This is a genomic window from Ornithinimicrobium sufpigmenti (assembly GCF_004322775.1).
GTDB lineage: Bacteria > Actinomycetota > Actinomycetes > Actinomycetales > Dermatophilaceae > Ornithinicoccus > Ornithinicoccus sufpigmenti.
This window is the reverse complement of record NZ_CP036403.1, coordinates 4,144,594-4,169,359: the sequence shown is the minus strand read 5'-3', so window position 1 is coordinate 4,169,359 and position 24,766 is coordinate 4,144,594. Positions and strand designations below refer to the sequence as shown.

Here is a 24,766-nt window from a genome sequence, read left to right as displayed (position 1 = left end):
GCGGTTCGCCATCTTCGGACGCAGTCGATGACTCGAGTTCTGACTCGAGCTGAGACTGGATCCGGGACGCGAACCTCGGTCTACCGCCGCCGGTTTGACCCCGGGGTGGCGCGGAACGTACCGTAAGGGAGGCCGATTTCCGGCCGCTTTCGCCTGCCCATGGGTTCAGCCTCCACACGCGTGCGCCTGCCGTGGGCCTTCGTTGGCGGCCGACCCTGCCCAGCGACCTGACCCACCCCGACCCCGGAGCAGCACCATGAGCAAGCGCACCTTCCAGCCCAACAACCGCCGCCGCGCCAAGAAGCACGGCTTCCGTCTGCGTATGCGGACCCGTGCTGGTCGAGCCATCCTGAACGCGCGCCGCACCAAGGGCCGCTCGAGCCTGTCCGCCTGAGCGGCGTCGGCCGCTCCGGCGCCCGCGATGCTCCCGCGTCGTCACCGACTCTCCCGCCCGGAGGACTACCGAGGTGTACTGAGGCGAGGGCGTACCGAGCAACCGGGGGATGCGCGTCGTCGCCGGGCGGGCACCGAGCTGCTCGTCGTCCACGCCGCGATGTCCACCGACACCACCGTGCCCACGCGCCCGCCGCGCGTGGGTTTTGTGGTGTCCAAGGCCGTGGGTAACTCGGTCGTGCGGCACCGGGTGATCCGCCGGCTGCGGGTGCAGGTGGGTGTCCGCCTGGGCCAGGTCCCCGACGGGACCGACCTGGTCGTGCGCGCCCAGCCACGCGCGGCGACCGCCTCCTCGGCCGAGCTCGGCGCGGACCTGGACGAGGCCCTGCAGCGGGTGCTCCGATGAGGAGCAAACCCCTGCGTTGGCAGACGGACCACCTGCGCGACGTGCACCGGGGCGGGGTGTCCCCCGGGGAACGGCGTAGTGTGCTGACCGTCCCCCTGGTGCTGCTGATCCGGCTGTACCAACGCACGCTCTCCGTGCTGTTCGGCCCGGTGTGCGGCTACTACCCCTCCTGCTCGGCGTATGGCGTGACCGCGCTGGAGCGTCATGGTCTGCTCCGTGGCACGGCGCTGACCGTCTGGCGGGTGCTGCGCTGCAATCCTTGGTCCGCGGGGGGCGTGGACCATGTCCCCCCGCCCCGTGGAGAGGCCGCCGCCCGTGACAGCGCGGCCGCTCCGCACCCGGTCGTCGGGACACCACATACCCACATCACCCCGGTGAGCCCTGCTCACCATGAGCACTGAGGACCACATGGGCTTTTTCGACACCCTCCTGTTCCCGTTCATCTGGTTCAACTCGGCCATCCTGGTCGGCTTCGAGTGGCTCTTCGTCCGGATGGGCATGTCGGTCGACAGTGGCTGGACCTGGGTGCTGGCGATCATCGGCCTGGTGCTGACCCTGCGGGCGATGCTGACGCCGCTGATGCTGCGGCAGATCAAGAGCCAGCGCCGGCTGCAGATCGTGCAGCCGGAGCTGATGAAGATCCAGGCCAAGTACAAGGGCAAGAAGGATCAGGCCAGCCAGCAGAAGCTGCAGCAGGAGATGTTCGGCCTCTACCGCGAGGCCGGGGCCAATCCGTTCGGCATGTGTCTGCCGATCCTGGTCCAGATGCCGTTCTTCTTCGCGCTCTTCCGCCTGCTCAACACGGCCGCGGCGGTGGCGGCCGGCGAGCGGGAGCCGATGGGCCTGTTCAGCACCGAGCTGGCCACGCACATGGCCACCTCCACGATCTTCGGCGCCGAGCTGACCGCGACCTTCCTGCACCACCAGGACCTGTCGGCGAAGATCCTGGCGGTGGTGCTGATCATCGTCATGTCGGTGACGCAGTTCATCACCAGCCACCAGCTGATGCGTCAGAACATGTCGCCCGAGGCGCTGAACAGCCCGATGGCCCGGCAGCAGCAGATCATGATCTATGCGCTGCCGATCGTCTTCGCCGTCACCGGGGTGAACTTCCCGATCGCCCTGCTCGTCTACTGGACGGTGAGCAACCTGTGGACGATGGGTCAGCAGTTCATGGTCATCCGCAACATGCCGGCACCGAACACGCCGGCGGAGAAGAAGTACCAGGAGCGGATGGCCCGTAAGGGCAAGGCCGCTACCGGTATCCAGCTGAAGAACCCGAACTTCATGGCCGACCGCCAGGCCGCCGAGGCCGAGGAGGCCGCCAAGGTGAAGGCCAGCGGGCAACGGGTCCAGCCCAAGAGCAAGAAGCGCGCCAAGAAGCGCTGATGATTCGCGACCAAGGAGCAACCACAGCGATGAGCACGAGCACCAGCCAGCCCGAGGACGGCACCGTCCTGGACACGCCCGCAGAGGACAACGTGCAGACGACGTCGGACACGGACGAGACGACCACGACGCCCGAGAACCCCCACGCCCCTGCGGCGGATGAGGCGGAAGAGACGGAGGAGGCTGCCGAGGTGGACGAGGTGGACGGGGACACATCCGCCTCAGCAGACACCCTCGGGGCGGCGTCCCCCCGGTCCCAGGTCGCTGCCCAGGACCTGGTCCGAGAGGGGGAGATCGCCGCGGACTTCCTGGAGACGCTGCTGGACATCGCCGACCTGGACGGTGACCTCGAGGTCGACGTGGACGGCGACCGAGCCGCGGTGGCCATCGTGGACTCCGAGGATGGCGCCGCCCCCCAGCGGCTGGTCGGCCCCGGTGGTGAGGTCCTGGAGGCGCTGCAGGAGCTGACCCGACTCGCCGTCCAGGCGGAGACCGGTGACCGCAGCCGGCTCATGCTTGACGTGGCGGGGTACCGCTCCGGCAGGCGCAGTGAGCTGGTGAAGACGGCCCAGCAGGCGATCGCCGCGGTCAAGGAGAGCGGTGAGCGCCGCGAGCTGGAGCCGATGACGGCGTTCGAGCGCAAGGTCGTCCACGACGAGGTCCTGGCTGCCGGGTTGCACTCCGAGTCCGAGGGTGCCGAGCCGGGACGCTACGTGGTCATCCTCCCCGGCAGCTGACGTCCGCAAGTATGGGGCAGTCTCGTGGTGGCGGGGAGCAGGGGGCTCGACCCCCGGTCCCGCCACCCGTTTCAGGGGCACCGGAGCCGCCTGTCGAGGCCGCCCGGGTGTTTGGTGACTCCTTGGGCCTCGCGCGCCGGTATGCCGACCTGCTGGCCACCACCGGGATCAGTCATGGCCTGGTAGGCCCACGGGAGGCACCACGGCTCTGGCAGCGGCACCTGGTCAACTGCGCCCTACCCCAGGCGCTGCTGGCCCAGGGCACGACCGTGATCGACATCGGGTCGGGGGCCGGGCTGCCCGGAGTCGTGCTCGCGATCGCGCGGCCCGACCTGGAGGTGCACCTCGTGGAGCCACTGCTGCGGCGCACGACCTGGCTCGAGGCCACGATTGACGAGCTCGGTCTGACGAACGTGACCGTGCACCGCGGGCGGGCAGAGGAGATGACCCTGGCGGCACCCGTGGTCACCGCCCGGGCCGTGGCCTCGCTGGACAGGCTGGTGGCGTGGTCCTTCCCGCTGCTGACTCCCGGCGGTCGTCTGCTGGCCCTCAAGGGCGAGGCCGCCGGTGCGGAGCTCGAGCAGGCGCAGGACGTGCTTCGCCGGGCAGGCGTGGAGCACAGCACGATGCACGTCCTGGGAGAGGGTCACGTCAGTGAGCCGGTCCGGGTGGTCGAGATCGTCCGGCCGCACGAGTGGCAGCCGGAGGGAAAGGGCGCGGCCAGGAGTCGTCCCGCCCGCGCCCGCGCCTCGAAGAAGCGCGGCCGACGAGGACCCTCAGCCTCGCGCTGACGTCGTCCTACCCCCGGTGCGCGGACCGGCCCGTCGGCTTGGTCAGGGGCAGGCGATCAGCGAAGATAGAGGCCTCATGTCGACGTCCTCCTCTCTCGGTTGGCCCGCCGGTTCCACACCGTCCCTTCCGCCCACGTTCCGCAACGCCAGCCTCGGGTGGCCCGCCGAACCGGGGGACATCGGTTCCCCGGCCGGCCGTGTTCCACGTGAAACGACGCAGGCGGTTGCCGATCTCGCCACGACCGGTCCGCAGGCTCAGCCACCGGGTGTCGAAGACCCGACCGGAACGCCCGACGGCGTGGACGACGTTCCACGTGAAACGACGCAGGGGCCCGATGAGGCCGCCGCCGGTGTGGGTGTGACGGATTCGCGACCTCCCGGGACGCCGGTTCCGCTGGCCGTTGGCGCACGGTCTACCGAAGAGCGTGTTGCACGTGAAACACGCGACGCGCCGTGGGACGGCACGCGGATCATCACGGTATCCAACCAGAAGGGCGGCGTGGGCAAGACCACGACGGCGGTCAACATCGCCGCCGCCATGGCTCTGGATGGCCTGCAGGTGCTGGTCGTCGACATGGACCCTCAGGGCAACGCGAGCACCGCCCTGAGCATCCCCCACTCCAGCGGGACTGCCGGCATCTACGACGTCATCATCGACGGGGTGCCCCTCGCCGAGGTGGTGCAACCATGCCCCCAGGTGCCAGGCCTACTGTGTGCGCCGGCCACCATCGACCTCGCGGGGGCCGAGATCGAGCTCGTGCCGCTCGTGGCCCGCGAGAACCGACTGCGCCGGGCGCTTGAGGTGTACCTGGCGGAGCAGGAGCAGCCGGTCGACCTGGTGATCATCGACTGTCCGCCCAGCCTCGGCTTGCTGACCGTCAACGCCTTCGTGGCGGCGCGGGAGGTGCTCATCCCCATCCAGTGTGAGTACTACGCACTTGAGGGGCTGAGCCAGCTCATGAAGAACGTCGAGCTGATCCAGCAGCATCTCAATGCCGACCTGCGGATCTCGACGATCCTGTTGACCATGTACGACGGACGGACCCGGCTGGCCTCGGATGTGGCCGACCAGGTGCGTGAGTACTTCGGGGACCGGGTCCTGAGCACCGCCGTGCCCCGCTCGGTGCGCGTCAGCGAGGCGCCGAGCCACGGCGAGACCGTGATGACCTACGACCCTGGCAGTGCGGGCGCACTGTCCTATGCAGAGGCGGCTGCCGAGATGCGCCGCCAGGAGGTGTGACATGACCGATCGACGTCGCGGCCTGGGACGAGGGCTGGGCGCTCTCATCCCCTCCGCCCCCAGCGACCAGGAGCGTCCTCGCGACGTCTTCTTCCCGCGCTCGGACCACGCCGGCTCTTCCGCGGAGGGCACGGCGGATGCCGCGTCCGGTTTCACGGGAAACCACGGTGGTCCCGCCGCTCCGGACGGCGCCGCGGTGGAGACGGGGCGGGCGGGTGGAGCTGAGACTCACTCCGCCGTCGTTCCGGCGCCCGCAGACGAGGGATCTGAAGGGCTCACCCCGGTGCCCGGAGCGACGTTCGCCGAGGTGCCGGTCGAGGACATCCGGCCCAACCCTCGACAGCCTCGTGAGGTCTTCGACGAGGACGAGCTGGCCGAGCTGGTGCGCAGCATCGAGGAGCTGGGGGTTCTCCAGCCCGTCGTGATCCGGCGCGTCACCCAGGACGAGCGCGGAGGGGCACAGCCCCCCTTCGAGCTCGTCATGGGCGAGCGCCGGTTGCGGGCGACGAAGGCGGCGGGCCGGAGCACCATCCCGGCGATCATCCGGGCGACCGACGACGAGCACATGCTGCGGGACGCACTGCTGGAGAACCTGCACCGCGCCCAGCTGAACCCGTTGGAGGAGGCAGCGGCGTACCAGCAGCTGCTGGAGGACTTCGGCTGCACGCACGAGGAGCTGGCCACGCGGATCGGCCGCTCCCGTCCGCAGATCAGCAACACCATCCGCCTGCTCAAGCTCCCTCCGATGGTCGCTCGCCGGGTCGCGTCCGGGGTGCTCAGCGCCGGTCACGCCCGTGCCCTCCTGGGCCTGCCGGACGGGGCGGCCATGGAGCGGCTGGCACAGCGGATCGTCGCCGAGGGCCTGTCCGTGCGCTCGGTGGAGGAGATCGTGCTGCTGGGCGAGCAGGACCAGGCTCAGACCCGTCGGCCGACGCGGCGCGGTGACCCCTCCCCGGAACTGCAGGAGGTGGCGGAGCGGCTGTCGGACCGCCTCGAGACCCGCGTCCAGGTCGCCATGGGACGGCGCAAGGGACGGATCACCGTCGAGTTCGCTGGCCAGGAGGACCTGGACCGGATCCTGGAGCTGCTCGACCGCGGGTGACCTGCCCTGACGTTGACCGGGCGCGCAGCACGGCCGGGCACCGGGCGCCAGTTGTCCACAGGAAACCGCGAAGCCGTCCACAGGGATGTGGATAACCCTGTGGACGGCTTCTGCTGGAACTGATCGCCCGACGCGGTGCTCAGGGCGTCACCGGTGGATCAGGAGGTGAACTGCTCCAGCTCCTGAGCCAGCTTCTTCTTCGGCAGGGCGCCGACCAGGGTCTTGACGACCTCGCCGCCCTGGTAGACGTTCATCGTCGGGATGCCAGTGATGCCGTAGGCCTGGGTGGTCGCGGGGTTCTCGTCGGTATTGAGCTTCACGACCTTGAGCTTGTCGCCCCACTCCTCGGAGAGCTCCTCCAGGACGGGGGCGATCATCTTGCAGGGGCCGCACCAGGGGGCCCAGAAGTCGACGAGGACGGGCCCGTCGTGCTGCAGCACGTCCTCGGTGAAGGTGGCATCGGAAGTGGGGGTGGTAGCCATGGGTTTCCTACTCTCGCACTAGATCTGGTGGAACTGGATAGGTCTGCGTCGGCGGCTGCCCGCGGGGTCAGGCGTCCGCGCCGACGGGTTCGGGCGTCTGGGCCGCGCCGGGGTCAGGCTGGCCGGCGTCGTCCTGGGCCGCGAGGTAGCGCTCCGCGTCCAGCGCGGCCGAGCACCCGCTGCCCGCGGCGGTGATCGCCTGCCGGTAGGTGTGGTCGACCAGGTCGCCGCAGGCGAAGACACCCGGCACGTCGGTGGCGGTCGTCCGCCCCTGGACGAGGACGTAGCCCTCGTCGTCCAGCGCCACCTGGCCTCGGACCAGCTCGTTCCGGGGGTCGTGACCGATGGCCACGAACAGGCCGGTCGTGGGGACCTCGCGCTCCTCGCCCGTGCGGGTGTCCGTCAGGGTGACCGAGGTCAGCTTGGGCTCGCCGTGCAGCGCGCTGACGGCGGAGTTCCAGGCGAAGCGGATCTTCGGGTCGTGCAGCGCGCGCTCGGCCATGATCTTGCTCGCCCGCAGCTCCTCGCGCCGGTGCACGACGGTGACGCTGCGCGCGAAGCGCGTCAGGAACGTCGCCTCCTCCATCGCCGAGTCACCGCCCCCGACGACGAGGATGTCCTGGTCGCGGAAGAAGGCGCCGTCGCAGGTGGCGCACCAGGACACGCCGTGGCCGGAGAGCTCCTTCTCCCGCGGGAGCCCGAGCTCGCGGTAGGCCGAGCCCATGGCGAGGATCACGCTGCGGGCGCGGTGCACGTCGCCGGAGCCGTCCGTCACCGTCTTCACCGGCCCGGACAGGTCCATCTCGATCACGTCGTCGCGGATCATCTCCCCGCCGAACCGCTCGGCCTGCTCGCGCATGTTCATCATCAGCTCCGGGCCCATGATGCCCTCGGGGAAGCCAGGGAAGTTCTCCACGTCGGTGGTGTTCATCAGCGCCCCACCGGCGGTCACCGACCCCTCAAAGACGAGAGGGCGCAGGTTGGCGCGGGCGGTGTAGACGGCGGCGGTGTACCCGGCCGGGCCGGATCCGACGATGATGACATCTCGGACCTCACCCTTGGTCGACGGAGCGGAGGGCTGGGGCACGATGATGCTCATGAACACCTTTCTGACCGGCCCGCAGGGGCGGGCACAGGGAGGATCGCGGGCGTAGTCTCCACAACAGATCCTAGGACGGGGATGTTCCCCGTCCACAACGGCCGATCCCCGGACACCAGCCGTGCTGCTGCCTTCCGGGATCAGCCGTGCTGCTGGCCCTGCATCAGCGGGAGCGTCTCCGGGTCGCGGGTGCACTCCTGGGGCATGACCCAGGACCGGGCCGAGCCGTCGTCGTGCAGGCCGAGGAGGGCCACCACGGGCTCGCCCTGGCGCTCTCCCTCCGGGAGCACGACCTGGGCGGGTGCGGCGACGTAGAGGTCGAAGGTATGGATCGCCGCCAGCTCCCGCCAGCACGAGGTCGCCTCTCCCTCGGTCAGCACCCCCGACCCGGGCGAGAGCCCAGGAGACGTGGGAGAGCTCGCATCGTGCTCGTCCACGGCCTGCAGCATCGTCTCGGTCAGGGCCTCGTGCTCGACCAGGCCCAGGTCCTCCAGCAGGACCAGTGGCCCGTCCAGGGTCAGCGGTGGTACAGGGGCGGACGGAGCGGCACCGCTGTCACCTCCACCGTCGGCCGCCGCGGCATCGGTCTCCTCGTCCACGGACGACAAGGACGGTGCCCCCCCGCCTTCGGCGTCCTCGTCACCGCCGGCAGCGTCGCGGTCCAGGCCGTCGTCAGCACCCTCGTCAGCATCCCCGTCAGCATCCCCATCAGCGAGGGCGTCGTCGGCCCCGTCGGCAGCAGCGTCCTCGTGCATCTCACCGCTGTCGGTCTGTCCACGCGTCGGGTAGTAGGCAGCAGTGCCGCTGTCGCCGCCCCCGGTGCCGTCGACGAGCTGCGGCACGACGGCGGCCGTCACCACCAGGCCGGCAGCGGCTGCCCCCAACCAGGCCAGGGTGCGGCCGGGGCGCCGGCGGCCGCGCTCGCTGGCCAGGTCGACCACGCGGTCAGCGTGGCGTCCCAGTGGGTGGGTCGCCCCCTGCTCGCGAGCAGCCTGCTCCACCTCGAGCCGTGCCTCGATGCGGCGGACCAGGTCCTCGGGCATGGGCCCGGGGTCGGGCAGGCCAGCCAGCAGCTCACGGATTCCGGTGGGGTCGGCCTCGTCGGGGTCGCGGTCAGCGGGTCCAGACATGACAGATCGTCCTCCTCCCGGACATTGGTGACGCTGTCGGACGGCGGCCAGGGTGGCGCCTACAGGGGTACGACGACCGGCTGCCCGACGCGGTTCCCTCAGCGACCGGGCCACCGGACGTGGCGTGGGTCACGTCGCTGACATCGGTGGTCCTCATGACTCACCTCGCGGATGGCCGAGCAGGCCGGCCATCGTCGCCCGGCCGCGGGAGCAGCGGGACTTCACCGTGCCCTCCGCCACCTCCAGCACCTGCGCAGCCTCGGCGACACTCATGCCGTGCATGTCGACGAGGACGAGGGCGAGCCGCTGACCTTCCGGCAGCTGGTCCAGCGCCTGCCGCACGTCCAGCCGCACCTCCACCGCGTGGTGTCCGTCGCGGGGTTCCACCGGGTCGTGGTCGTCGAGGTCGGCCGTCGGCCGCTGCCGACGCAGCCGGTCCAGGCAGGCGTTGACCGTGATCCGGTGCAGCCAGGTCGTGACCTGGGAGTCGCCGCGGAAGGACCCGGCCCGGCGGAAGGCATTGAGGAAGGCGTCCTGCACCGCGTCGGCGGCCACCTCCGGGTCGCGGGCCGTGCGCAGGGCGACCGCCCACATGCGGTCCCGGTGCCGGCGGAAGAGCTCGCCGAAGGCGTCCCGGTCGCCGTCCTGGTGCCGCCGCAGGAGGGTGAGGTCGTCGACCTCCGCCAGCTCAGTGCCCGTGCTCACCACCGTCACCGAAGTCAGCGGACGACGATCTCGCGCACGCCGACGACCTCACCGGCATCGGTCGTCGCAGCGGTGTCGAACCACAGGATGAGGTAGCGGCCGGTCGCCGGGCTCTCCGGGGCCACCGTCCAGGTGCCCTCCAGGTCGCTGCCCGAGCCCAGCTCGGTGCCACCCTCGCGGGTGGGCTCCTCGGAGAGCCACAGGCTCGCGGCCACGCCTGCCTCGTCCAGGTCCACGTCCACCTCGCTGACGGTCGCGCCCTCGCCCAGGTCCAGGATCAGGCCGACACCACTCTTGAGCGAGCCCCAGTCGGGCGACAGGTAGGTGTGTGAGCGCCACGCCGTCTCGGGGTCGCCGTCGACGGCCAACGGGGTCAGGTCGTTGCGCTCGTCGTTGTCCCCCTCGGGGTCGAAGGAGGTGATGCCGACGATGCTGACCTCACCCTCGGGTACGGCTGCCGGCGGCTCCTCGGTCTGCTGGGGCTCGGGGGACGCCGTCTGCCCGCCCGTGTCCTCGGTCGCGGTGGCCACGTCGGTGTCACCGCCGCCCTGGGTCTCCTCCGGCGCGCTCGCCGTCGTCCCGCCCCCTGACGGCTCGTCCTCGCCGCCGAGGCCGCCGATGAGGACCCAGCCCATGAGGAAGGCGCCCGCGAGGATGGCCAGGATCACCCCGATGACCGCTGCCGTCTGCAGGCCGGTGCCGCGTGCCTCGTCCAGGCCACCGGTGCCGTCATACCCGCCGTCATGCCCGTCCGAACCTGCACCGCCCGAGCCCGCCCCGGCCCGCACAGGACCACCCGAGGCCATCGAGGCCCCGGCGGCTGCTGCCCCGACGGGCACCGCCTGGGTGCGGGCCGACCGCTCACGTTCGTCGTGCTCCTGCGCCGCGCGTTCGCCCGAGGCGAACAGGCCATCCATCTCGGCGCTCTCGTCAGCGGGCGCGGTCCTGCGCGAGGTGCGGTAGTAGGTCTGCGGCACCACGGTGGTCTCGTCGCCCGAGCCCTCGCTCTGGGCTTCATCGGCGTCGACGTCCTCGGCCCGCGTCGGGTGGGCGGCGGTCGCCGCCGCCGAAGCCCCCGCGGCGGCGGTCAGGGCGTCGGTGGCCGCGAGTCCGCCGCGTTCCTGGGTGTCCGTCGGCGCGGTCAGCTCTCCGGGCCTGGGCCCGCGGACCATCTCGGAGGACCAGGGCGAGAGCTGGCGCGCCAGCTCTCCCGGAGTACGCGGTGCCGAGCTGAGGTCGGTCCCCGCGCCGTGCACCATCCGGCACAGCGCGTCGAGGTCGCCGGGCACGCCGGCGACCAGCTCCGAGGGTGCGGGGAGCGAGTCGTCGGCGAGGCGGCGGGCGGTCCGGACGCCGGGGAGGTCCTCGCCGGGCCACCGGCCCGTCAGGCCGGTGTAGAGCAGGGAGACCAGGTCGGCCGTGTCGATGATGCTCGCCTCGTCGGAGGTGACGTCGTCCGTCCCCTCCAGGGCCGAGGCCACCCCGACCCCCGACACCTTGACCGTGCCGTCCGTGGTGCGCAGGACCGAGTGCGGGTTGAGGTAGAGGTGGTGCAGCCCGCGCCGGCGGGCGGACTCCAGCCCGGCGGCGGCCTCGCCGACGAGCCGGCGCACCTCCTCCGCGGGGAGCGGCTGCTCGGCGACCAGCGAGGCCAGGGACTCGGCCTCGGTCAGACCTTCCTCGACCACCCAGCAGATGCCGTCGGCGTCGCCGACGTCCAGGACCCGGACCAGGCGCGGGTCGTCGACGGAGGCCACCCGCCGGGCGCCGTCGAGCACCGCCTCGGCGATGGCCGCGTCCTCGCCGGAGGAGGGCAGCGCGGTGACGGCGACGAGCCGGTCGAGGGTGACGTCGCGGGCCGACCAGTACTGCAGCCCACCGCCCTCGCGCTCGGCGAGCAGCTCCTCGAGGGCATAGCGGTCGCCCAGCCGGGCGCCTACCTCGAGCCGATCCATGGTGCTGTCCTCTCCGCCGTGCGACACCCCGGCGGGGGCGTCCTGCCCACCTAGTGTGCCCTCTCCCACGTCCGTGGACGATGATGCCGCGCTGGTGGGGGTGCTGGTGGGGGTGCTGGTGGGGGTGGGTGCGAGCTGCCCCGCCGGGCCGCCAGGATGCACCCCGGCGGCCGTCGGCTCACCCTGTCCGGGGTCTCCAGGCACCGGCCCGGCCGCCTCGGCGGCGATGACCTCCAGCTCGGTGGAGCTGGGGGCGAACCGGCTCAGGCCGGGCACCCGCCGCAGCAACGGCGCCGCCACCGTGCGGATCTCCCCCACCCCCAGCACCAGCGCGAGCACGCCGTAGACGGCAAGGTAGACGACACCGGAGACGGCCAGGGCCACGACCGCCCCCAGGAGGCCGGGGCGGTCCAGCAGCCGCACCAGCCCCCACGCCGGCAGGAGGGCCACCCCCGAGGCGAGCAGCGCCCGCCCCAACGTGCTGGCGGCCGGACGGAGCTGCAGGTCGGGCAGGCGGCGGCGCACCGCATACAGCCCGATCCCGGCAGCGATGATCTGCCCCACGCCCTGCCCCGCCGCGGCGATGACCGCCGCCCGGGTCTCCGGCTGGGTCAGCGCGAACAGCGCGGCCAGCAGCAGGGTCGTGGTCAGCGCCACCTGGAAGAAGAACGGCGTGCGGGCGTCCTCGAAGGAGTAGAAGACGCGGCTGCACAGCAGGTACACGCCGTAGAAGATGAGCCCGATGGTGAACGCCTGGACGACCGGGGCGATCGCGGCATGCGCGGCGTCGGTGGAGAAGGGGTAGATCACCCGGACCAGCAGGGGCGCCAGCAGCAGCATGCCGAGAGCGATCGGCACCATCGCCGTCAGCAGCATCCGCAGGCCGGTCTCGGTGCGGGCCGCCATCCCGCGGAGGTCCCCGGCCGCGGCGGCCTTGGACAGCACGGGGTAGAGAGCGGTCAGCAGCGACAGCGCAAGCAGGCTGTGCGGGAGCATGAAGACCGAGAAGGCATAGAAGTAGACGTTGCGGCCGGCCGCCTCGGGCACGTCCACGACGGCCCAAGCGAGCAGGTTGTTGACGGCGAGCATCCCGCCCTGGGACAGGCCGACCTCCGCGAACGCCCAGAACGCCATCACCCCGGCGGTGCCCAGCCCCACCCCCCGGAAGCCCCACCGCGGCTGCCACTGGAAACCGGTGGCCCGGACCGCGGGGAAGAGCACCAGCGCCTGCAGCACGATGCCGAGGGTGGCCGAGCCGCCGAGCAGGGCGATCATCGGGAAGGTCCACCCCTCGGGCGGCACCTGGTTGGCCGTCGGGTAGCGCCACGCGAAGAGCAGGATCCCTGCGATCTGGACCACGTTGGCCAACGCCGGGCTCCACATGTAGGCGGCGAACCGGTGGTGCGCCGCCAGCACCTGCCCCAGGACGGTGTGCAGCCCGTAGAACAGCATCTGCGGGATGCAGAAGTAGGCGAACATGATCGCCAGGGTCAGCTCGGGCGAGCCCCACTCCCAGGCGAGCGCGTTGAGCTTGGTGACCAGGGGGGTGGCCGCCCAGAAGACGAGGGTGCCGACGACGAGGAGCGCGACCGAGAGGGTGAGCAGGCGGTCGGAGTAGTCCCGACCCTCGCGACCACGCGCCATCGCCCGGGTGAGCTGGGGGAGCAGCAGCACGTTGAGCACGCCCGCCGCCAGCAGCAGGAAGATCGCGTTGGGGATGGTGTTGGCCGTCTCCCAGATGTTCGCCGCCGGCGTCAGGTTGCCGATCGCCCAGGCGAGCAGGGCCATCCGGACCAGGCCGAGGACGCGGGAGACGAGGGTGCCGCTGGCCATGACCGCGCTGGATCGGGCCAGGGCCCGGCTGGAGCCGTGCTCCTCGCTGGCGGTGCTCGCGCTCACTGCGGGTGCTCCTCGGAGCCGGGGGAGGGGGACGAGCCAGGGTATGCCGTTGCGCGCGAGGAGGAGGTGAGCGCCCGGCGCAGGCCCAGCACGAGAACCACCCCCGCCAGGCCCCCCAGCACCCAGTAGATCCAGACGCCGGTCGGCTGCACGCGGACGTTGACCTCCGTGTCCTCGCCGAGCGTGGTGCCCCCCGGGGTGGCGATCCGCACCTCCAGCAGGGTCTCGCCGCGGGTGATCGCCCGGGCCTCGAAGGGGACGGTGGCCCGGCTGCCGGGACCGATGTCGACCGGGTCCGGCTGTCCGGTCACCTGCAGCCGGCCGTTGCTGGGGCGCGCCCGGAGCCGCACGTCCTCGACCGCCACGGGCAGGTCGTTGACGACGGTGAGGTGGATCACGCCCTGGTCGGCGACGAAGTTGACGCTGCTGGGGAGCAGGTACACGGCGTCGCGGGTGCTGCGCACCTCGTGCCGGAGGGTGCGCCAGGTCGACACCCACGCGTCCTCGTCGTGGCGCCACCGCGTGGACCACTGGCCGTCGAGCACCGGCTCCCAGGAACGCAGGGCGTCGGTGTCGCGCAGGATCTGGGCCAGCCCGTCGAGGTCCTCCTGGAGGCGGACCAGGTCACGGGCCCGCGAGGTGCCGAGCGGGCTGGCCGGTGGGACGACCAGATCGGAGAGCGGGCCCAGGACCTCCTCCTGGGGTGCGATGCCGCTCAGCCCCACCGGGTCGAGCTCCTCCGCACGATCGAGCACCTCCTGGGCGCTGACCGGTGAGAGCCACTGCGCCTGCGTCCAGCCCATGCTCAGCTGGTCGAGCACCTCCGGTGGGATCGCCGTGCCGCGGGGTGGGGCGATGACCAGGGTGCGGGGGCTGGCCGGTGCCTCCAGCCAGGTCCCGAGCGTGTGAGCCAGGACCCGCTGCGCGGCGGCGCCCGCACCGTGCTTCTCCGCGTCCGTGCCGCTGGCGGCCACCAGGCCGCTGGTCCAGGAGTCCGCGCCGAGGGCGATGACTTCCCGGACGTCCCCCAGGGAGACCGCGCCGAGGCGGGGTGGAGCGGTCGAGTCGGCCGTGAACGTCTCCCGCGGCACCAGCACAGCTCCCAGTCCGCCGTCCCGGGTGCGTGCGTAGAGGTCGGAGATCGCCGCGACGTCGTCGGCCGTGGGGGCGGCGAGGGCCGGCCAGGCGACGTCCTGCCGACCCTGCCGCAGCAGCCGGGTGACGGCGGGCGATGCGGTCGCGGGGACCCGGGTGAGCAGGTCGTCGGCCACGGTGCTCGGCACGGTCTCGGCCTCCGCGACCAGGACGGCCAGATCGGGGTCGTCGGTGGGCAGCCACCACAGCAGCTCGGGGTCCACGTCGGTGAGCAGCAGACGCAGCCGGGCCAGGGCCTCCTCGAGGGTCTCGGGCTCGGGCTCGGGGTCGGGCTCGGGGTCGGGCACCGGCTGCGGTTCGGGGTCGGGTCCGGGTGCGGACGTGGCCGCGGCGTCGGGAGGGGGGACGGGTGCGGGCGAGGAGGTCCGGTCCCCGCCATCCTCGACACCGCCGTGGGTGGGGTCGACCCGGTCACCCGGCCCGTCGGTCGGTGACGGGCTGGTGGCCGCGGTGCCGGTGGGCGTGGGCTGCGGCGACCCTGGACCCGTGGTCACCCGCTCGGCGTCGTCCGGCGCGGTGGGCTGCTCGGATCCGCCGGGACCGGTGGCCTCGGGCGGCTCGGTCACCGCCGGCGGGTCCGGGTCCTCGGCGTCCTCCGGTGGGGCGACCGCGAGAGCCTCGGCCGGCCGGTGCGCCACGAGGGTGGCGGGGTCGACCCACCAGGTGACCTCCGGGACGGTCAGGTGCTCCAGCCACTGGCGCACCGACGACTCCTGACCCACTGCCGACAGCCAGGCGGCGGTGTGCTCGGTGTCGTCCGGACTGGACAGGTCCGCGTCCGGGGGCAGGGTGAGCGGCACCACCCACGTCGTCTCCAGCGGCACGTCCACCGCCGGCTGCCCCATGGTGGAGAGGACGGTGCGCAGCACCGCTGGAGCAGAGTCGTCCGGCACGGGCACCCGGTCAGCCTCGTCCTCCGCCGAGGCGACCAGCTCGACACCCAGCACGGCCGGGTTGGCCGGCAGGAGCTCCAGCGAGGAGCCGGGCACGGTGATCTCGAACTCCTCCTGGCCCCCCGGCGGGACGACGGCACCGATCGCGTCGTCCCCCAGCACCCAGGACGCGGACCGGGGGTCGGTCCCCTCGACCCAGCCCGCGACGTCGGCCCGAGAGACGAGCGGCCCCACAGCAGCCGCCACCGTCAGCAGGTTGAGCCGGCTCACGTCGGGACCGTCGTTGACCAGTCGTCCCCGTAGCGTCACCGGTTGCCCGGGCCGGACCACGACCGGGTCGACCTCGTCGAGCAGGATGCGCAGCTCCCCACCCTGGTCGAGGTCGTCGCCGCCCTCGCCGCCCTCGTCGCCGTCGTCAGCGTCCTGTCCCTCGTCGGCGCCCGACGGAGCGGCCGTCGCACCCACCGGCGCCCCACCGACCCCTGCAGCTGCGACGAGCACGGCCACCACCGGTGTCGCCAGCACGCCGGGCAGACGCGGGGAACGCGCCGCCCACGCGCGCAGGCGGGTCGTCGGGGCCACGGCCGGTCAGGCGGTCCGGGTCAGGCGGTGCCACGCCTCGCGGGCGATGCGGCGCTCGTTGGGGAAGGTGAGCTTGCGGTGCACCTCGTCCAGGGGCACCCAGATCGCGTCGACGGCCTCGTGGTCCGGGTCGTTCTCGACCGTGAGCCGCCCCCCGGTCGCCTCCAGCAGGTAGTGGTGCACCATCTTGTGGATCCGGTACGACGGCGTGGTGAACCAGTACTCGATGGTGCCCAGACTGACCAGCACCCGACCCTCGATCCCGGTCTCCTCGGCCACCTCCCGCTCGGCCGTCTCGACCAGCGTCTCGCCCGGCTCGACGTGCCCCTTGGGCAGGCACCACTCCAGCCGTCCCGATCGGTTGTGCCGGGCGATGATGGCGATCCGGGCCCGCCCCTCGTGCACGTCGATGACCACGCCCCCAGCAGACGTCTCGTTGACCGACGGCAGCCGTCGCGCCGCAGGCTGCGAACGCGGCGATGTCATGGTCATCACCCCACCATAACCAGTGCGGCTGGAGGAGGGCAGGCATCCACGCGGGGGGTCGCGCGGACGGCGAACGGGGTGTTCACCTGCGGCGACTACCCTTGACGTGCTATGCCCGCACCCACCGACCAGACCGACGCCGCACTCCTCCTGCGCGCCCTGCGCCACCTGACCCCGACGCTGTCGCTCCTCACCGAGATCGGGAAGCGCTTCGCCGCCGCCGGGCACGAGGTGGCCCTCGTCGGGGGCCCGGTGCGGGACGCCTTCCTGGGCCGCACCTCGCCCGACCTCGACTTCGCCACCTCCGCCTTTCCCGACCAGATCGAGCAGGTGCTGCAGGGGTGGGCGCAGACCACGTGGGACGTGGGTCGCGACTTCGGCACCATCGGCGCCCGGCGGCACGAGCACCACCTGGAGTTCACCACCTACCGGGCCGACGCCTACGACCCCTCCTCCCGCAAGCCGATGGTCGCCTTCGGCGACAACCTCGAGGACGACCTGGTCCGGCGCGACTTCACCGTCAACGCGATGGCCCTGCGCCTGCCCGAGCTCACCTTCGTCGACCCGCACGGCGGCCTGGCCGACCTGGCCGAGGGGGTGCTGCGCACACCGCATACCCCCGAGATCTCCTTCGGGGACGACCCGCTGCGGATGATGCGGGCAGCGCGCTTCACCGCCCAGCTGGACCTGAGGCCCGCCCCGGAGGTGCTGGAGGCCATGCGGGGTATGTCGTCCCGCCTGGCGATCGTGTCCGCCGAGCGGGTGCGGGACGAGCTGGTCAAGCTCATCCTGGCGCCGGACCCGCGGACCGGCCTGGAGGTCATGGTCGACACCGGCCTGGCCGACGAGGTGCTGCCCGAGCTGCCCGCGCTGCGCCTGGAGGTGGACGAGCACCACCGGCACAAAGACGTCTACGAGCACAGCCTGACCGTCCTGGAGCAGGCGATCGCCCTGGAGGACCCGCCGGCGCGCGCGAGGACAGAGGCGGACCTGGACGCCCGGCCGGACGCCGAGCCTGACCCCGACGCGGTGCCCGGCCCCGACCTGGTCCTGCGCCTGGCGGCCCTCCTGCACGACATCGGCAAACCGGCGACCCGTCGCTTCGAGCCCGGGGGCGGGGTCAGCTTCCACCACCACGAGATCGTCGGCGCCAAGATGACCCGCGCCCGGCTGCGAGCGCTGCGTTTCGACAAGGAGACGATCCGCTCGGTCTCGCGCCTGGTCGAGCTGCACCTGCGCTTCCACGGCTACGGCGGGGGGGAGTGGACCGACAGTGCCGTGCGCCGTTATGTCACCGACGCGGGCCCGCTCCTGGGCCGGCTGCACAGGCTCACCCGCTCCGACTCCACCACCCGCAACCGGCGGAAGGCGGCGCGGCTCGCGGCCAGTTACGACGACCTCGAGCGCAGGATCGACCGGCTGCGCGAGGATGAGGAGCTCAGCGCGGTGCGGCCGGACCTGGACGGTCACCAGATCGGCGAGATCCTGGGCATCCGGCCCGGCCCGGTGCTCGGTCGTGCCTACAAGCACCTGCTCGCGGTCCGGCTCGACCAGGGTCCCCTGGGAATGGAGGCCGCCCGCGACGAGCTGCTGCGGTGGTGGGCCGAGCAGCCGGAGTCGGGGGATGGGTAGGCGCCGTCGGCCACGGCACTCCGAAGCACCGCGGCACTGGACGCACCGGGTCGCGGGACTGCCCTGGATCACCCTCGTGCTGCTCGCCGCGCTGGTGGTCGGTGGGGCCGAGGTGCTGCGCGAGGACCGGTTCGCGGCCGAGGCCACGCTCTCGGCCTCCACCGGGATCGAGGCCGACCGGGCCAGCGTGGCGCTGTCCGCCCCGCGCCTCGTCGACGCGGTGGAGGAGGAGATCGAGCTGGAGGCGCGCCTGCGCGGCGACCTGCGCCTGGAGGTCGCCGAGGACGACGAGCGGCTGGACGTGGTCGCGCGCGCCACCGCCACCGACCCTCGACTGGCCGCACTCGCCGCCGACACCGCCGTCGCCCTGGTCCTGCGCGACCACCCGGACGTCGACTACTCCGTCCAGAGCACGGCCAGCGTCCCGACCGACCCGGTCCAGCCACGCACGCTGTGGTGGGTGGGCCTGGGCCTGGTGGCCCTGGCCGGCGCCCTGTGGGTGGAGGGCGCCCACCGGGTCTGGCTGCGCCACCACCCGGACGCCGTGGCGCAGGGGGCGCGGTGAGCGGCGGGCCGAGACCACCTGCACCTCCGCCCAGCGGGGACCCTGCCGTCGCGACCGGGGATCCCGTCGCCGTCCCCGGCGCGCCCGCGGGGCAGCCGTCGGTCGACCAGCCGCTGACCCGGCGCCGGCACCTCGCCGCGCAGGCTGCGCGGCACGCGTTGCGGGTCCCGCCCGTACCCCGCCACTTCCGCGCCGACATCGAAGGGCTGCGGGCCGTCGCGGTCCTGGGGGTTCTGCTCTGGCACGCCGGCGTGGCCTGGTTGCCCGGGGGGTTCGCCGGGGTCGACGTCTTCTTCGTGGTCAGCGGCTTCCTGATGAGCTCGCTGCTGCTGGAGGAGGCGCGGGAGCGGGGACGCATCGACGTCGGCCGGTTCTACGCGCGGCGCGCGCGTCGGCTGCTGCCCGCGGCGCTCACCGCGCTCGTCGGCACCGGCGTGCTGACCCTGCTGCTCCTCCCGCGGAGCCGGTGGGCCGAGATCGGCGGCGACCTGCTCGCCTCGGCCACCTTCCTCGTCAACTGGCGGATGGCCTCACGGTCCGTGGACTACCTCGACCTGGAACGTGCGCCCAGCCCGTTGCAGCACTACTGGTCGCTCGCGGTCGAGGAGCAGTTCTACCTCGTCTGGCCGATCCTGCTGCTGGGCATCCTGCTGGTGGCCAAGGGCCGGGCCCGGGTGTTCACCGGGCTGTCCTGGGCGACCACCCTGGGCCTGTTCGCCGGGTCCTTGTGGCTGTCGTGGTGGTGGACCCAGCAGGACCCCTCGGCCTACTTCGTCACCCCGACCCGGATCTTCGAGCTGATGCTCGGCGGGCTGGTCGCTCTCGGCGCGTGGGCCTGGCCCCGGGTCCCCCGGGTGCTCGCGGCAGTCGTCGGCTGGGCGGGTCTGGGCCTCGTCGTGGCCTCGTTCCTCGTCATCGACACCGAGACCCTCTTCCCAGGCACCTGGGCGCTCCTGCCCACGGTGGGTACGGCCATGGTGCTGGTCGCCGGGCCGGCGGCGGGCTCGTGGGGGCCGGTCGCGGTGCTGCGGCACGTCCTGCTGCAGTGGGTGGGCCGGTTGTCCTACAGCCTCTACCTGTGGCACTGGCCGTTCGTCGCCGTCGCCGCCGAGCTGGCAGAGGTGGGTCGGGGCGGTCCCGACGTGCTGCCGGTCCAGTGGGGCCTGCTCGCGGTGCTGGTGTCCGTCGTGCCGGCCTGGTTGTCGTTCCGCTACATCGAGGACCCGGTCCGGCGGCACGGACGGACGCTCGCCGGGCAGCTGCCCGCGGCGGTGGTCACCTGGCGGACCCTGCGGCTCGGGCTCAACTGTGTGCTGGCCGGTGCCCTCCTCGGGGTCGCGGTGCTGGCGGCGGCCCCCTCCTCCGCGACGAGGACGGAGGCGCAGTGGCGCACCCCGGCTGTGGTGGACGAGCTGCGGGAGCCGGTCGGCGCCGGGACCCTCACGCCGGACGACGTGCCGGTCAGGCCGGACGACGTGCCGGACGTCACGGCGGCACCCGGCCGGGACCCGCAGGAGGTCGCCGCGCAGGGGGCAGCCGTCTCGGCCGCGCTCGGCGAGCCGCTGCCCCAGGTGGAGATCCCGCGCGCCGTCGGCGAGCTGGCCGTCCCGTTGGAGCAGGTGCCGGATGACCGCCCGGTGCTGCGCCCGGAAGGCTGTTTCGTCAGCCTGACCGGCACCGAGGTCGGGGTCTGCGAGGCGGGGGACCCTGACGGTGACGTGACCATCGCTCTGGTCGGGGACAGCCACGCGGGGATGTGGGTCACGGCGCTGGACGAGGTCGGTCGGGACCGGGGCTGGCGGGTGCTGGTGATGACCAAGTCCTCCTGCCCGCCGGCCCTGGGCCTGGTCGTGCGGCGCGGCGGGCAGGCCGGGGACTACACCCAGTGCAGCCGGTGGCAGGAAGGGCTGACCCAGACCCTCGAGGAGGAGCAGCCCGACGTCGTCCTGCTCTCCTCTGCCTCCTACGGCCGCACCGGTGCGGAGGCGGTGGCCGGTGGCCTGGCCGCGCGCGTGGAGCAGGTGGCCGCGACGGGCGCGCTGCCCGCGCTGATCCGGGACGTCCCCCGCGCTCCGTTCGACGTGCCAGCGTGCCTCGAGGAGCACCGCGACGACGTCCCCCAGTGCGCCTTCGACCGGGCCGGGGGGATGGCGAGGGCCGGGACCGGGCACGACCTGCTCCTGGAGCGGATGCCGCAGCTGCCGGTCCTGGACTTCACCGACGCCACCTGCCCCGGGCGCACCTGCAGCCCGATCGTGGGTGGCGTGGTCGTGTGGCGGGACAGCAACCACCTGTCCGCGACCTACATCCGCTCCCTGCGGGACGTCGTCGAGGACGCGGTGGCACCGCTGGTCGCGCTGGCCTCCTCGGGGGAGCCCGCGTCCACCCTGCTCGACCCTGCTCGCGAGCCTGGCAGCGAGCTCGGCGGCTGAGCCGCAGCTCTGCGCGGCCCCACCGGCGTGGTCGACCAGATCCGCCAGAGGATCCAGCTCCAGGCGGCCGCGCGCAGGAGCACCACCAGCGCGTACGTCTCGGGTGGCAGACCCCGGCCCGGATCGCTGCTGTAGGCGATGTGCAGCCAGGTCGCCAGGAAGTGCAGCGCCTCCGCCAGGGCCCAGACGAGGTGCTCCCACCACGGACGTGCGGACAGCGCGAGCAGCGGCAGCAGCCACAGACCTGACTGCACCGACAGCGACGGCGCGGTGAGCACGACCACCAGCAGCATGACGGCGCTGAGCTGGACGACGCCCAGGGGTACCCGTCCCGGGCGCCGGGTCAGCCAGGCGCCGAGCGCCAGCGCCACCACCCAGCCGGTGACCGCGATCGCGACCGTGGCCGGCGCGACGAGGGGCGCACCCAGGAGCTGGGGCACCATCGCCGGCGCGCCGTAGCCGGCGCCCTGGCCCCACCACTGCTGCAGGCCGGCCAGCGCCCGTGGCTCGACGGTCAGCAGCGGGACCAGGACGAGCAGCGCCCCGAGCGCCGCACCGACCACGGCCTGCAGGGCCGGCAGGCGTCGTTGCTGCCGCCAGGCCACGAGCACCATCGCGGCGAGCACCAGCAGCGGGAACGGGCGCACGAGGAGCGCCAGCCCGAGCAGCACCCCGGCCACCCAGCTGCGCTCCCGGCGCCAGGCCCAGAGCGCCAGCAGGGTGAGCGTGATGCCGAGCAGGTCCGTGGAGACGAGCACCAGGAGCGTCAGCACCGGGCTGAGCGCCAGCTGGGCCGACTGCCAGGGCCGGGGAGGCTGGAGGGCGACCACGGCCAGCACTCCCGCGGCCAGGAGCGGCACGCACAGCACCGCCCACAGCACCAGCGTCCACTGCTGCGCAGGCACCCCGGTGCCGGTGACGGGGGAGACCAGGGAGATCAGCCACATCACCAGCCCGGACAAGGGTGGCTGGTTGGAGGGCGTCTCCCCCGCCCACGGCAGCAGACCGTCGGCGAGGGGAGAGCTGACGTGCACGACCGGCAGGTCGGAGTAGCAGGCCCGCCAGAAGTGGTCGGGGGTGCTCCAGCCCTTGAGCAGGCAGTGCCCCTTGGTCCACACCGCGAGCGCCAGGTTCAGCGTCCCGAGCAGGACGACCGCGGCAGCGACCCCCGCCAGCCCGCGGGCGCCCACCACGGCATACCGCCCCGCCGGCCCGCCGAGCACGCCGGTCGCCCGGCGCACGACCGGGTCGGACCAGGAGGGCACGAGCCAGGGCACGTCACGGCGCGTGCGGTCACCCGAGAGCGGCATGGTGGACCAGGCTACGGCGGGCTGCTAGCCGGTCGGCGAGGGCACCGGGACGGCCCCGTCACCACCGCCGCCACCACCGCCACCGCCAGCGCCACCGTCGTCATCGTCGCCGGGCGGCTCGATGGGCGCTGGCGTCGTGGGCGCGGGGTTGGTCGGCCCGGGCTGCCCAGGCTGCGTCGGCTCCGGCACCGTCGGGGCCGGCCCCGTGGGCGGTGGCGTCGGCGCCGGGGACGTGGGCTCGGGGCTGGTCGGCTCCTCGGTCTCCGTGGGCTCCCCGGTCGGGGTCTCCGTCTCGGTCGGCTCCTCGGTCGGCTCCTCGGTCTCCGTGGGGGTCGGCGCCTCGGTGGTCGGCTCCACCTCGACCGCGGGCTCGGTGGTGACCACCGCGTCCTCCGTGGGCCCGCCGGTGCCCACCCGCGGGGAGAACTCCAGGATCTCCTCGCCCTCCATGGCCAGGCGCATGAACTCACCCCAGACCTGCGCAGGGAAGGTGCCGCCGGTGATCTGGTCCAGGCCGGCGACGTCCTGCATGGGCACGGTGCCGTCGCCCTTGTACATCACCACGCCCGCCGCCAGCTGCGGCACGAAGCCGTCGAACCAGGCGGAGACGTTGCGCTCGCTCGTGCCCGACTTCCCGGCGCTGGGCCGGCCCAGGTCACCGGCCGCGAGACCCGATCCCTGGGTCATGACCGCCGTCATCGCGTCGGTCACGTCGACCGCCACGTCCCGCTCGACGCCCGGCTCGATCTCGGGCTCGGCCTCGTAGGTCTGCTCGCCGTCCACCGTCGCGACCGCCGCGATGAGGTATGGCATGGCCCGCTCGCCCTCCGCGGCGAGCGTCGCGTAGGCGTTCGTCATCTCCAGCAGGGTGGGCGAGGACGTCCCGAGCACATTGGTCAGGTCGGCGGACAGGCCCGGCGTGTCCTCGGGCAGCCCGAGGTCGACCGCGGCCTCCGCGGTGAGCGCGGGCCCGATCTCCTCGTTGAGCTGGACGTAGATGGTGTTGACCGACTCCGCGAGGGCCGCTCGTAGGTCGAGCAGGCCGTAGGAGATGCTCTGGAAGTTCGCGACCTCGACCTCGTCGCCCTGCCAGGCGAAGGTCATCGGGCTGGGGCCCGGGTAGGGCTGCAGCGTGTCCACGCCCTCCGCGACCGCGGCGGCCAGCGTGATCGGCTTGAACAGTGACCCAGCCTGCACCCGGGCGTCGGTCACCGCGTTGAGCTGCGTCTGCTGGTAGTCCTCCCCGCCGTACATGGCGGTGATGGCGCCGTCCCCCGGCCGGACCGAGGTCAGCGCCGTGGTGATGTCGTCGGCGCCCGACCCCGTCGGCCGGAACGCCTCCACGGCGTCCTCCGCGGCCTCCTGGTGCTGCTGGACGATGGTGGTGGTGATCCGCAACCCACCCCCGTCCACGAGGTCGTCCGCCAGGCCGACGCGGTTGCGCAGCTCCTCGCGGGCGGCCTGGGCGATGTAGCCGTCCACGCCCTGGACGGCCGTCGAGGGCGGGGTGTCCTCGATGTCGGGGAAGGACATGCCGGAGCGCTCCGAGGAGTCCAGCCAGCCCTCCTCGACCATCCCGTCGAGCACGTAGGCCACCCGGGACTCCGCCCGCTCCTGGTTGCCGTCGGCGAAGTCCGGGTCGTACAGGGACGGCGCGTTGGCCACCGCCGCGAGGAAGGCGCCCTCCTCCACGGTCAGCTCGGAGACGTCCTTGCGGAAGTAGGCCTGGCTGGCGGTCTGGATGCCGTAGGCACCGCGGCCGAAGTAGATGGTGTTGAGGTAGTTCTCCAGGATCTGGTCCTTGGAGAGCTCGTTGTCGATCTTCAGCGCGATGAACAGCTCCTCGACCTTGCGGGAGAGGGTCTGGTCGGGGGAGAGGTAGTAGTTCTTGACGTACTGCTGGGTGATCGTCGAGCCGCCCTGCAGGCCGTCGCCGGTCAAGGTGCGCCATGCCCCCCGGGCGGTGCCGGTGATCGAGACGCCCTCGTTCTCGTAGAAGGTGCGGTCCTCCGCCGCCAGCACGGCATACCGGACGTGCTCGGGCACCTCGGACAGCGGCACCGACTCGCGGTCGAACCCGCCGGTGAACCGGGCCAGCTCGGTCTCACCGTCGGCGTAGTAGAGGATCGAGCTCTGCGCCTCGGCGAAGTCGTTGGGCTCCGGGATGTCGGTGCGGCTGTACGCCCAGGCGAAGAGCCCGACGACCAGCAGCAGCCCCAGCAGCGCCAGGCCACCCAGCCACAGCAGGGTCCGGCGCACCCAGCCTCGCCGCCGACGGGGGGCAGGCCGCCCCGGACGTCGGGCCGGGGAAGCGGTGTGCGTAGCGCTCATCGCCCTATTGTGCCTGGCCGCCTGGACGTCCCCGTGGAATCAGTCGGGGCTG

The 24,766-nt window shown here is 72.7% G+C and carries 19 protein-coding genes and 1 pseudogene; 11 read left to right on the top strand and 9 right to left on the bottom strand.

What is annotated here, in order from left to right; genetic code table 11:
* The first annotated feature begins 256 nt into the window (after window positions 1–256).
* The 8 genes from rpmH to ESZ52_RS18990 all read left to right on the top strand — a co-directional run bounded on the left by rpmH (window position 257) and on the right by ESZ52_RS18990 (window position 6,058).
* Window positions 257–394: a 50S ribosomal protein L34 gene (rpmH, locus tag ESZ52_RS19025; protein ID WP_131106325.1), complete on the top strand. Its 138-nt coding sequence runs from the start codon at window positions 257–259 to the stop codon at window positions 392–394.
* A gap of 27 nt (window positions 395–421) precedes the next feature.
* The gene (locus ESZ52_RS19020) at window positions 422–799 is read left to right on the top strand and encodes a ribonuclease P protein component (RefSeq protein ID WP_131106324.1); all 378 of its coding nucleotides are present in this window, start codon (window positions 422–424) and stop codon (window positions 797–799) included.
* Entirely contained in the window at window positions 796–1,200 is a 405-nt protein-coding gene (gene yidD, locus ESZ52_RS19015) for a membrane protein insertion efficiency factor YidD (RefSeq protein WP_337590180.1), read from the top strand. The genes ESZ52_RS19020 and yidD overlap by 4 nt, the downstream gene beginning before the upstream one ends.
* Window positions 1,190–2,188 (top strand): membrane protein insertase YidC, encoded by a 999-nt coding sequence (yidC, locus tag ESZ52_RS19010; protein WP_238154386.1) that lies wholly within the window; start codon window positions 1,190–1,192, stop codon window positions 2,186–2,188. The genes yidD and yidC overlap by 11 nt, the downstream gene beginning before the upstream one ends.
* A gap of 29 nt (window positions 2,189–2,217) precedes the next feature.
* Window positions 2,218–2,925, top strand: coding sequence for a Jag family protein (locus ESZ52_RS19005; RefSeq protein WP_238154385.1), 708 nt, complete (start codon window positions 2,218–2,220; stop codon window positions 2,923–2,925).
* Window positions 2,926–3,047: 122 nt separating this feature from the next.
* Window positions 3,048–3,716 (top strand): 16S rRNA (guanine(527)-N(7))-methyltransferase RsmG, encoded by a 669-nt coding sequence (rsmG, locus tag ESZ52_RS19000; RefSeq protein WP_238154384.1) that lies wholly within the window; start codon window positions 3,048–3,050, stop codon window positions 3,714–3,716.
* 76 nt (window positions 3,717–3,792) lie between these two features.
* On the top strand, window positions 3,793–4,956 hold the full coding sequence (locus ESZ52_RS18995; protein ID WP_272948392.1) for a ParA family protein: 1,164 nt from the start codon (window positions 3,793–3,795) through the stop codon (window positions 4,954–4,956).
* A gap of 1 nt (window position 4,957) precedes the next feature.
* Window positions 4,958–6,058 carry a ParB/RepB/Spo0J family partition protein gene (locus ESZ52_RS18990; protein WP_131106322.1) on the top strand — a complete coding sequence of 367 codons (1,101 nt, stop codon included), beginning with the start codon at window positions 4,958–4,960 and terminating at the stop codon, window positions 6,056–6,058.
* A gap of 158 nt (window positions 6,059–6,216) precedes the next feature.
* Here ESZ52_RS18990 and trxA read toward each other — a convergent pair whose 3' ends face one another.
* The 7 genes from trxA to ESZ52_RS18955 form a co-directional block, all read right to left on the bottom strand.
* Window positions 6,217–6,540, bottom strand: a complete 324-nt coding sequence (trxA, locus tag ESZ52_RS18985) for a thioredoxin (RefSeq protein ID WP_131106321.1) — start codon at window positions 6,538–6,540, stop codon at window positions 6,217–6,219.
* 67 nt (window positions 6,541–6,607) lie between these two features.
* Window positions 6,608–7,639, bottom strand: coding sequence for a thioredoxin-disulfide reductase (gene trxB / locus ESZ52_RS18980; protein WP_131106320.1), 1,032 nt, complete (start codon window positions 7,637–7,639; stop codon window positions 6,608–6,610).
* 140 nt (window positions 7,640–7,779) lie between these two features.
* Window positions 7,780–8,769, bottom strand: a complete 990-nt coding sequence (locus ESZ52_RS18975) for a hypothetical protein (protein WP_131106319.1) — start codon at window positions 8,767–8,769, stop codon at window positions 7,780–7,782.
* A gap of 153 nt (window positions 8,770–8,922) precedes the next feature.
* Window positions 8,923–9,477: an RNA polymerase sigma factor SigM gene (sigM, locus tag ESZ52_RS18970; RefSeq protein ID WP_425600057.1), complete on the bottom strand. Its 555-nt coding sequence runs from the start codon at window positions 9,475–9,477 to the stop codon at window positions 8,923–8,925.
* 11 nt (window positions 9,478–9,488) lie between these two features.
* Window positions 9,489–13,328: a murein biosynthesis integral membrane protein MurJ gene (locus ESZ52_RS18965; protein ID WP_131106318.1), complete on the bottom strand. Its 3,840-nt coding sequence runs from the start codon at window positions 13,326–13,328 to the stop codon at window positions 9,489–9,491.
* The gene (locus ESZ52_RS18960; protein WP_131106317.1) at window positions 13,325–15,958 is read right to left on the bottom strand and encodes a DUF6049 family protein; all 2,634 of its coding nucleotides are present in this window, start codon (window positions 15,956–15,958) and stop codon (window positions 13,325–13,327) included. The genes ESZ52_RS18965 and ESZ52_RS18960 overlap by 4 nt, the downstream gene beginning before the upstream one ends.
* A gap of 6 nt (window positions 15,959–15,964) precedes the next feature.
* Window positions 15,965–16,450 (bottom strand): NUDIX hydrolase, encoded by a 486-nt coding sequence (locus tag ESZ52_RS18955; protein WP_131106316.1) that lies wholly within the window; start codon window positions 16,448–16,450, stop codon window positions 15,965–15,967.
* Between the two features lie 105 nt (window positions 16,451–16,555).
* On the opposite strand from ESZ52_RS18955, the gene ESZ52_RS18950 reads away from it, so the two are divergent.
* The 3 genes and pseudogenes from ESZ52_RS18950 to ESZ52_RS18940 form a co-directional block, all read left to right on the top strand.
* Window positions 16,556–18,076, top strand: a complete 1,521-nt coding sequence (locus ESZ52_RS18950; protein ID WP_131106315.1) for a CCA tRNA nucleotidyltransferase — start codon at window positions 16,556–16,558, stop codon at window positions 18,074–18,076.
* Window positions 18,069–18,641: a hypothetical protein gene (locus ESZ52_RS18945; protein ID WP_131106314.1), complete on the top strand. Its 573-nt coding sequence runs from the start codon at window positions 18,069–18,071 to the stop codon at window positions 18,639–18,641. The genes ESZ52_RS18950 and ESZ52_RS18945 overlap by 8 nt, the downstream gene beginning before the upstream one ends.
* Window positions 18,530–20,914: pseudogene (locus tag ESZ52_RS18940) on the top strand (acyltransferase family protein); the annotation flags it as partial. The gene ESZ52_RS18945 and the pseudogene ESZ52_RS18940, both read left to right, overlap by 112 nt.
* Before the next feature lie 29 nt (window positions 20,915–20,943).
* Here ESZ52_RS18940 and ESZ52_RS19835 read toward each other — a convergent pair.
* Both ESZ52_RS19835 and ESZ52_RS18930 read right to left on the bottom strand, forming a co-directional pair.
* The gene (locus tag ESZ52_RS19835; protein ID WP_131106312.1) at window positions 20,944–22,383 is read right to left on the bottom strand and encodes a glycosyltransferase 87 family protein; all 1,440 of its coding nucleotides are present in this window, start codon (window positions 22,381–22,383) and stop codon (window positions 20,944–20,946) included.
* Between the two features lie 24 nt (window positions 22,384–22,407).
* Window positions 22,408–24,642: a transglycosylase domain-containing protein gene (locus ESZ52_RS18930; RefSeq protein WP_145968832.1), complete on the bottom strand. Its 2,235-nt coding sequence runs from the start codon at window positions 24,640–24,642 to the stop codon at window positions 22,408–22,410.
* Between the last annotated feature and the right edge of the window lie 124 nt (window positions 24,643–24,766).

Coding starts and splice junctions, on each gene's coding strand:
- rpmH (WP_131106325.1), top strand. CDS start 257: ATGAGCAAGCGCACCTTCCAGCCCAACAACCGCCGCCGCGCCAAGAAG.
- ESZ52_RS19020 (WP_131106324.1), top strand. CDS start 422: ATGCTCCCGCGTCGTCACCGACTCTCCCGCCCGGAGGACTACCGAGGT.
- yidD (WP_337590180.1), top strand. CDS start 796: ATGAGGAGCAAACCCCTGCGTTGGCAGACGGACCACCTGCGCGACGTG.
- yidC (WP_238154386.1), top strand. CDS start 1,190: ATGAGCACTGAGGACCACATGGGCTTTTTCGACACCCTCCTGTTCCCG.
- ESZ52_RS19005 (WP_238154385.1), top strand. CDS start 2,218: ATGAGCACGAGCACCAGCCAGCCCGAGGACGGCACCGTCCTGGACACG.
- ESZ52_RS18995 (WP_272948392.1), top strand. CDS start 3,793: ATGTCGACGTCCTCCTCTCTCGGTTGGCCCGCCGGTTCCACACCGTCC.
- ESZ52_RS18990 (WP_131106322.1), top strand. CDS start 4,958: ATGACCGATCGACGTCGCGGCCTGGGACGAGGGCTGGGCGCTCTCATC.
- trxA (WP_131106321.1), bottom strand. CDS start 6,540: ATGGCTACCACCCCCACTTCCGATGCCACCTTCACCGAGGACGTGCTG.
- trxB (WP_131106320.1), bottom strand. CDS start 7,639: ATGAGCATCATCGTGCCCCAGCCCTCCGCTCCGTCGACCAAGGGTGAG.
- ESZ52_RS18975 (WP_131106319.1), bottom strand. CDS start 8,769: ATGTCTGGACCCGCTGACCGCGACCCCGACGAGGCCGACCCCACCGGA.
- ESZ52_RS18955 (WP_131106316.1), bottom strand. CDS start 16,450: ATGACCATGACATCGCCGCGTTCGCAGCCTGCGGCGCGACGGCTGCCG.
- ESZ52_RS18950 (WP_131106315.1), top strand. CDS start 16,556: ATGCCCGCACCCACCGACCAGACCGACGCCGCACTCCTCCTGCGCGCC.
- ESZ52_RS18945 (WP_131106314.1), top strand. CDS start 18,069: ATGGGTAGGCGCCGTCGGCCACGGCACTCCGAAGCACCGCGGCACTGG.
- ESZ52_RS19835 (WP_131106312.1), bottom strand. CDS start 22,383: ATGCCGCTCTCGGGTGACCGCACGCGCCGTGACGTGCCCTGGCTCGTG.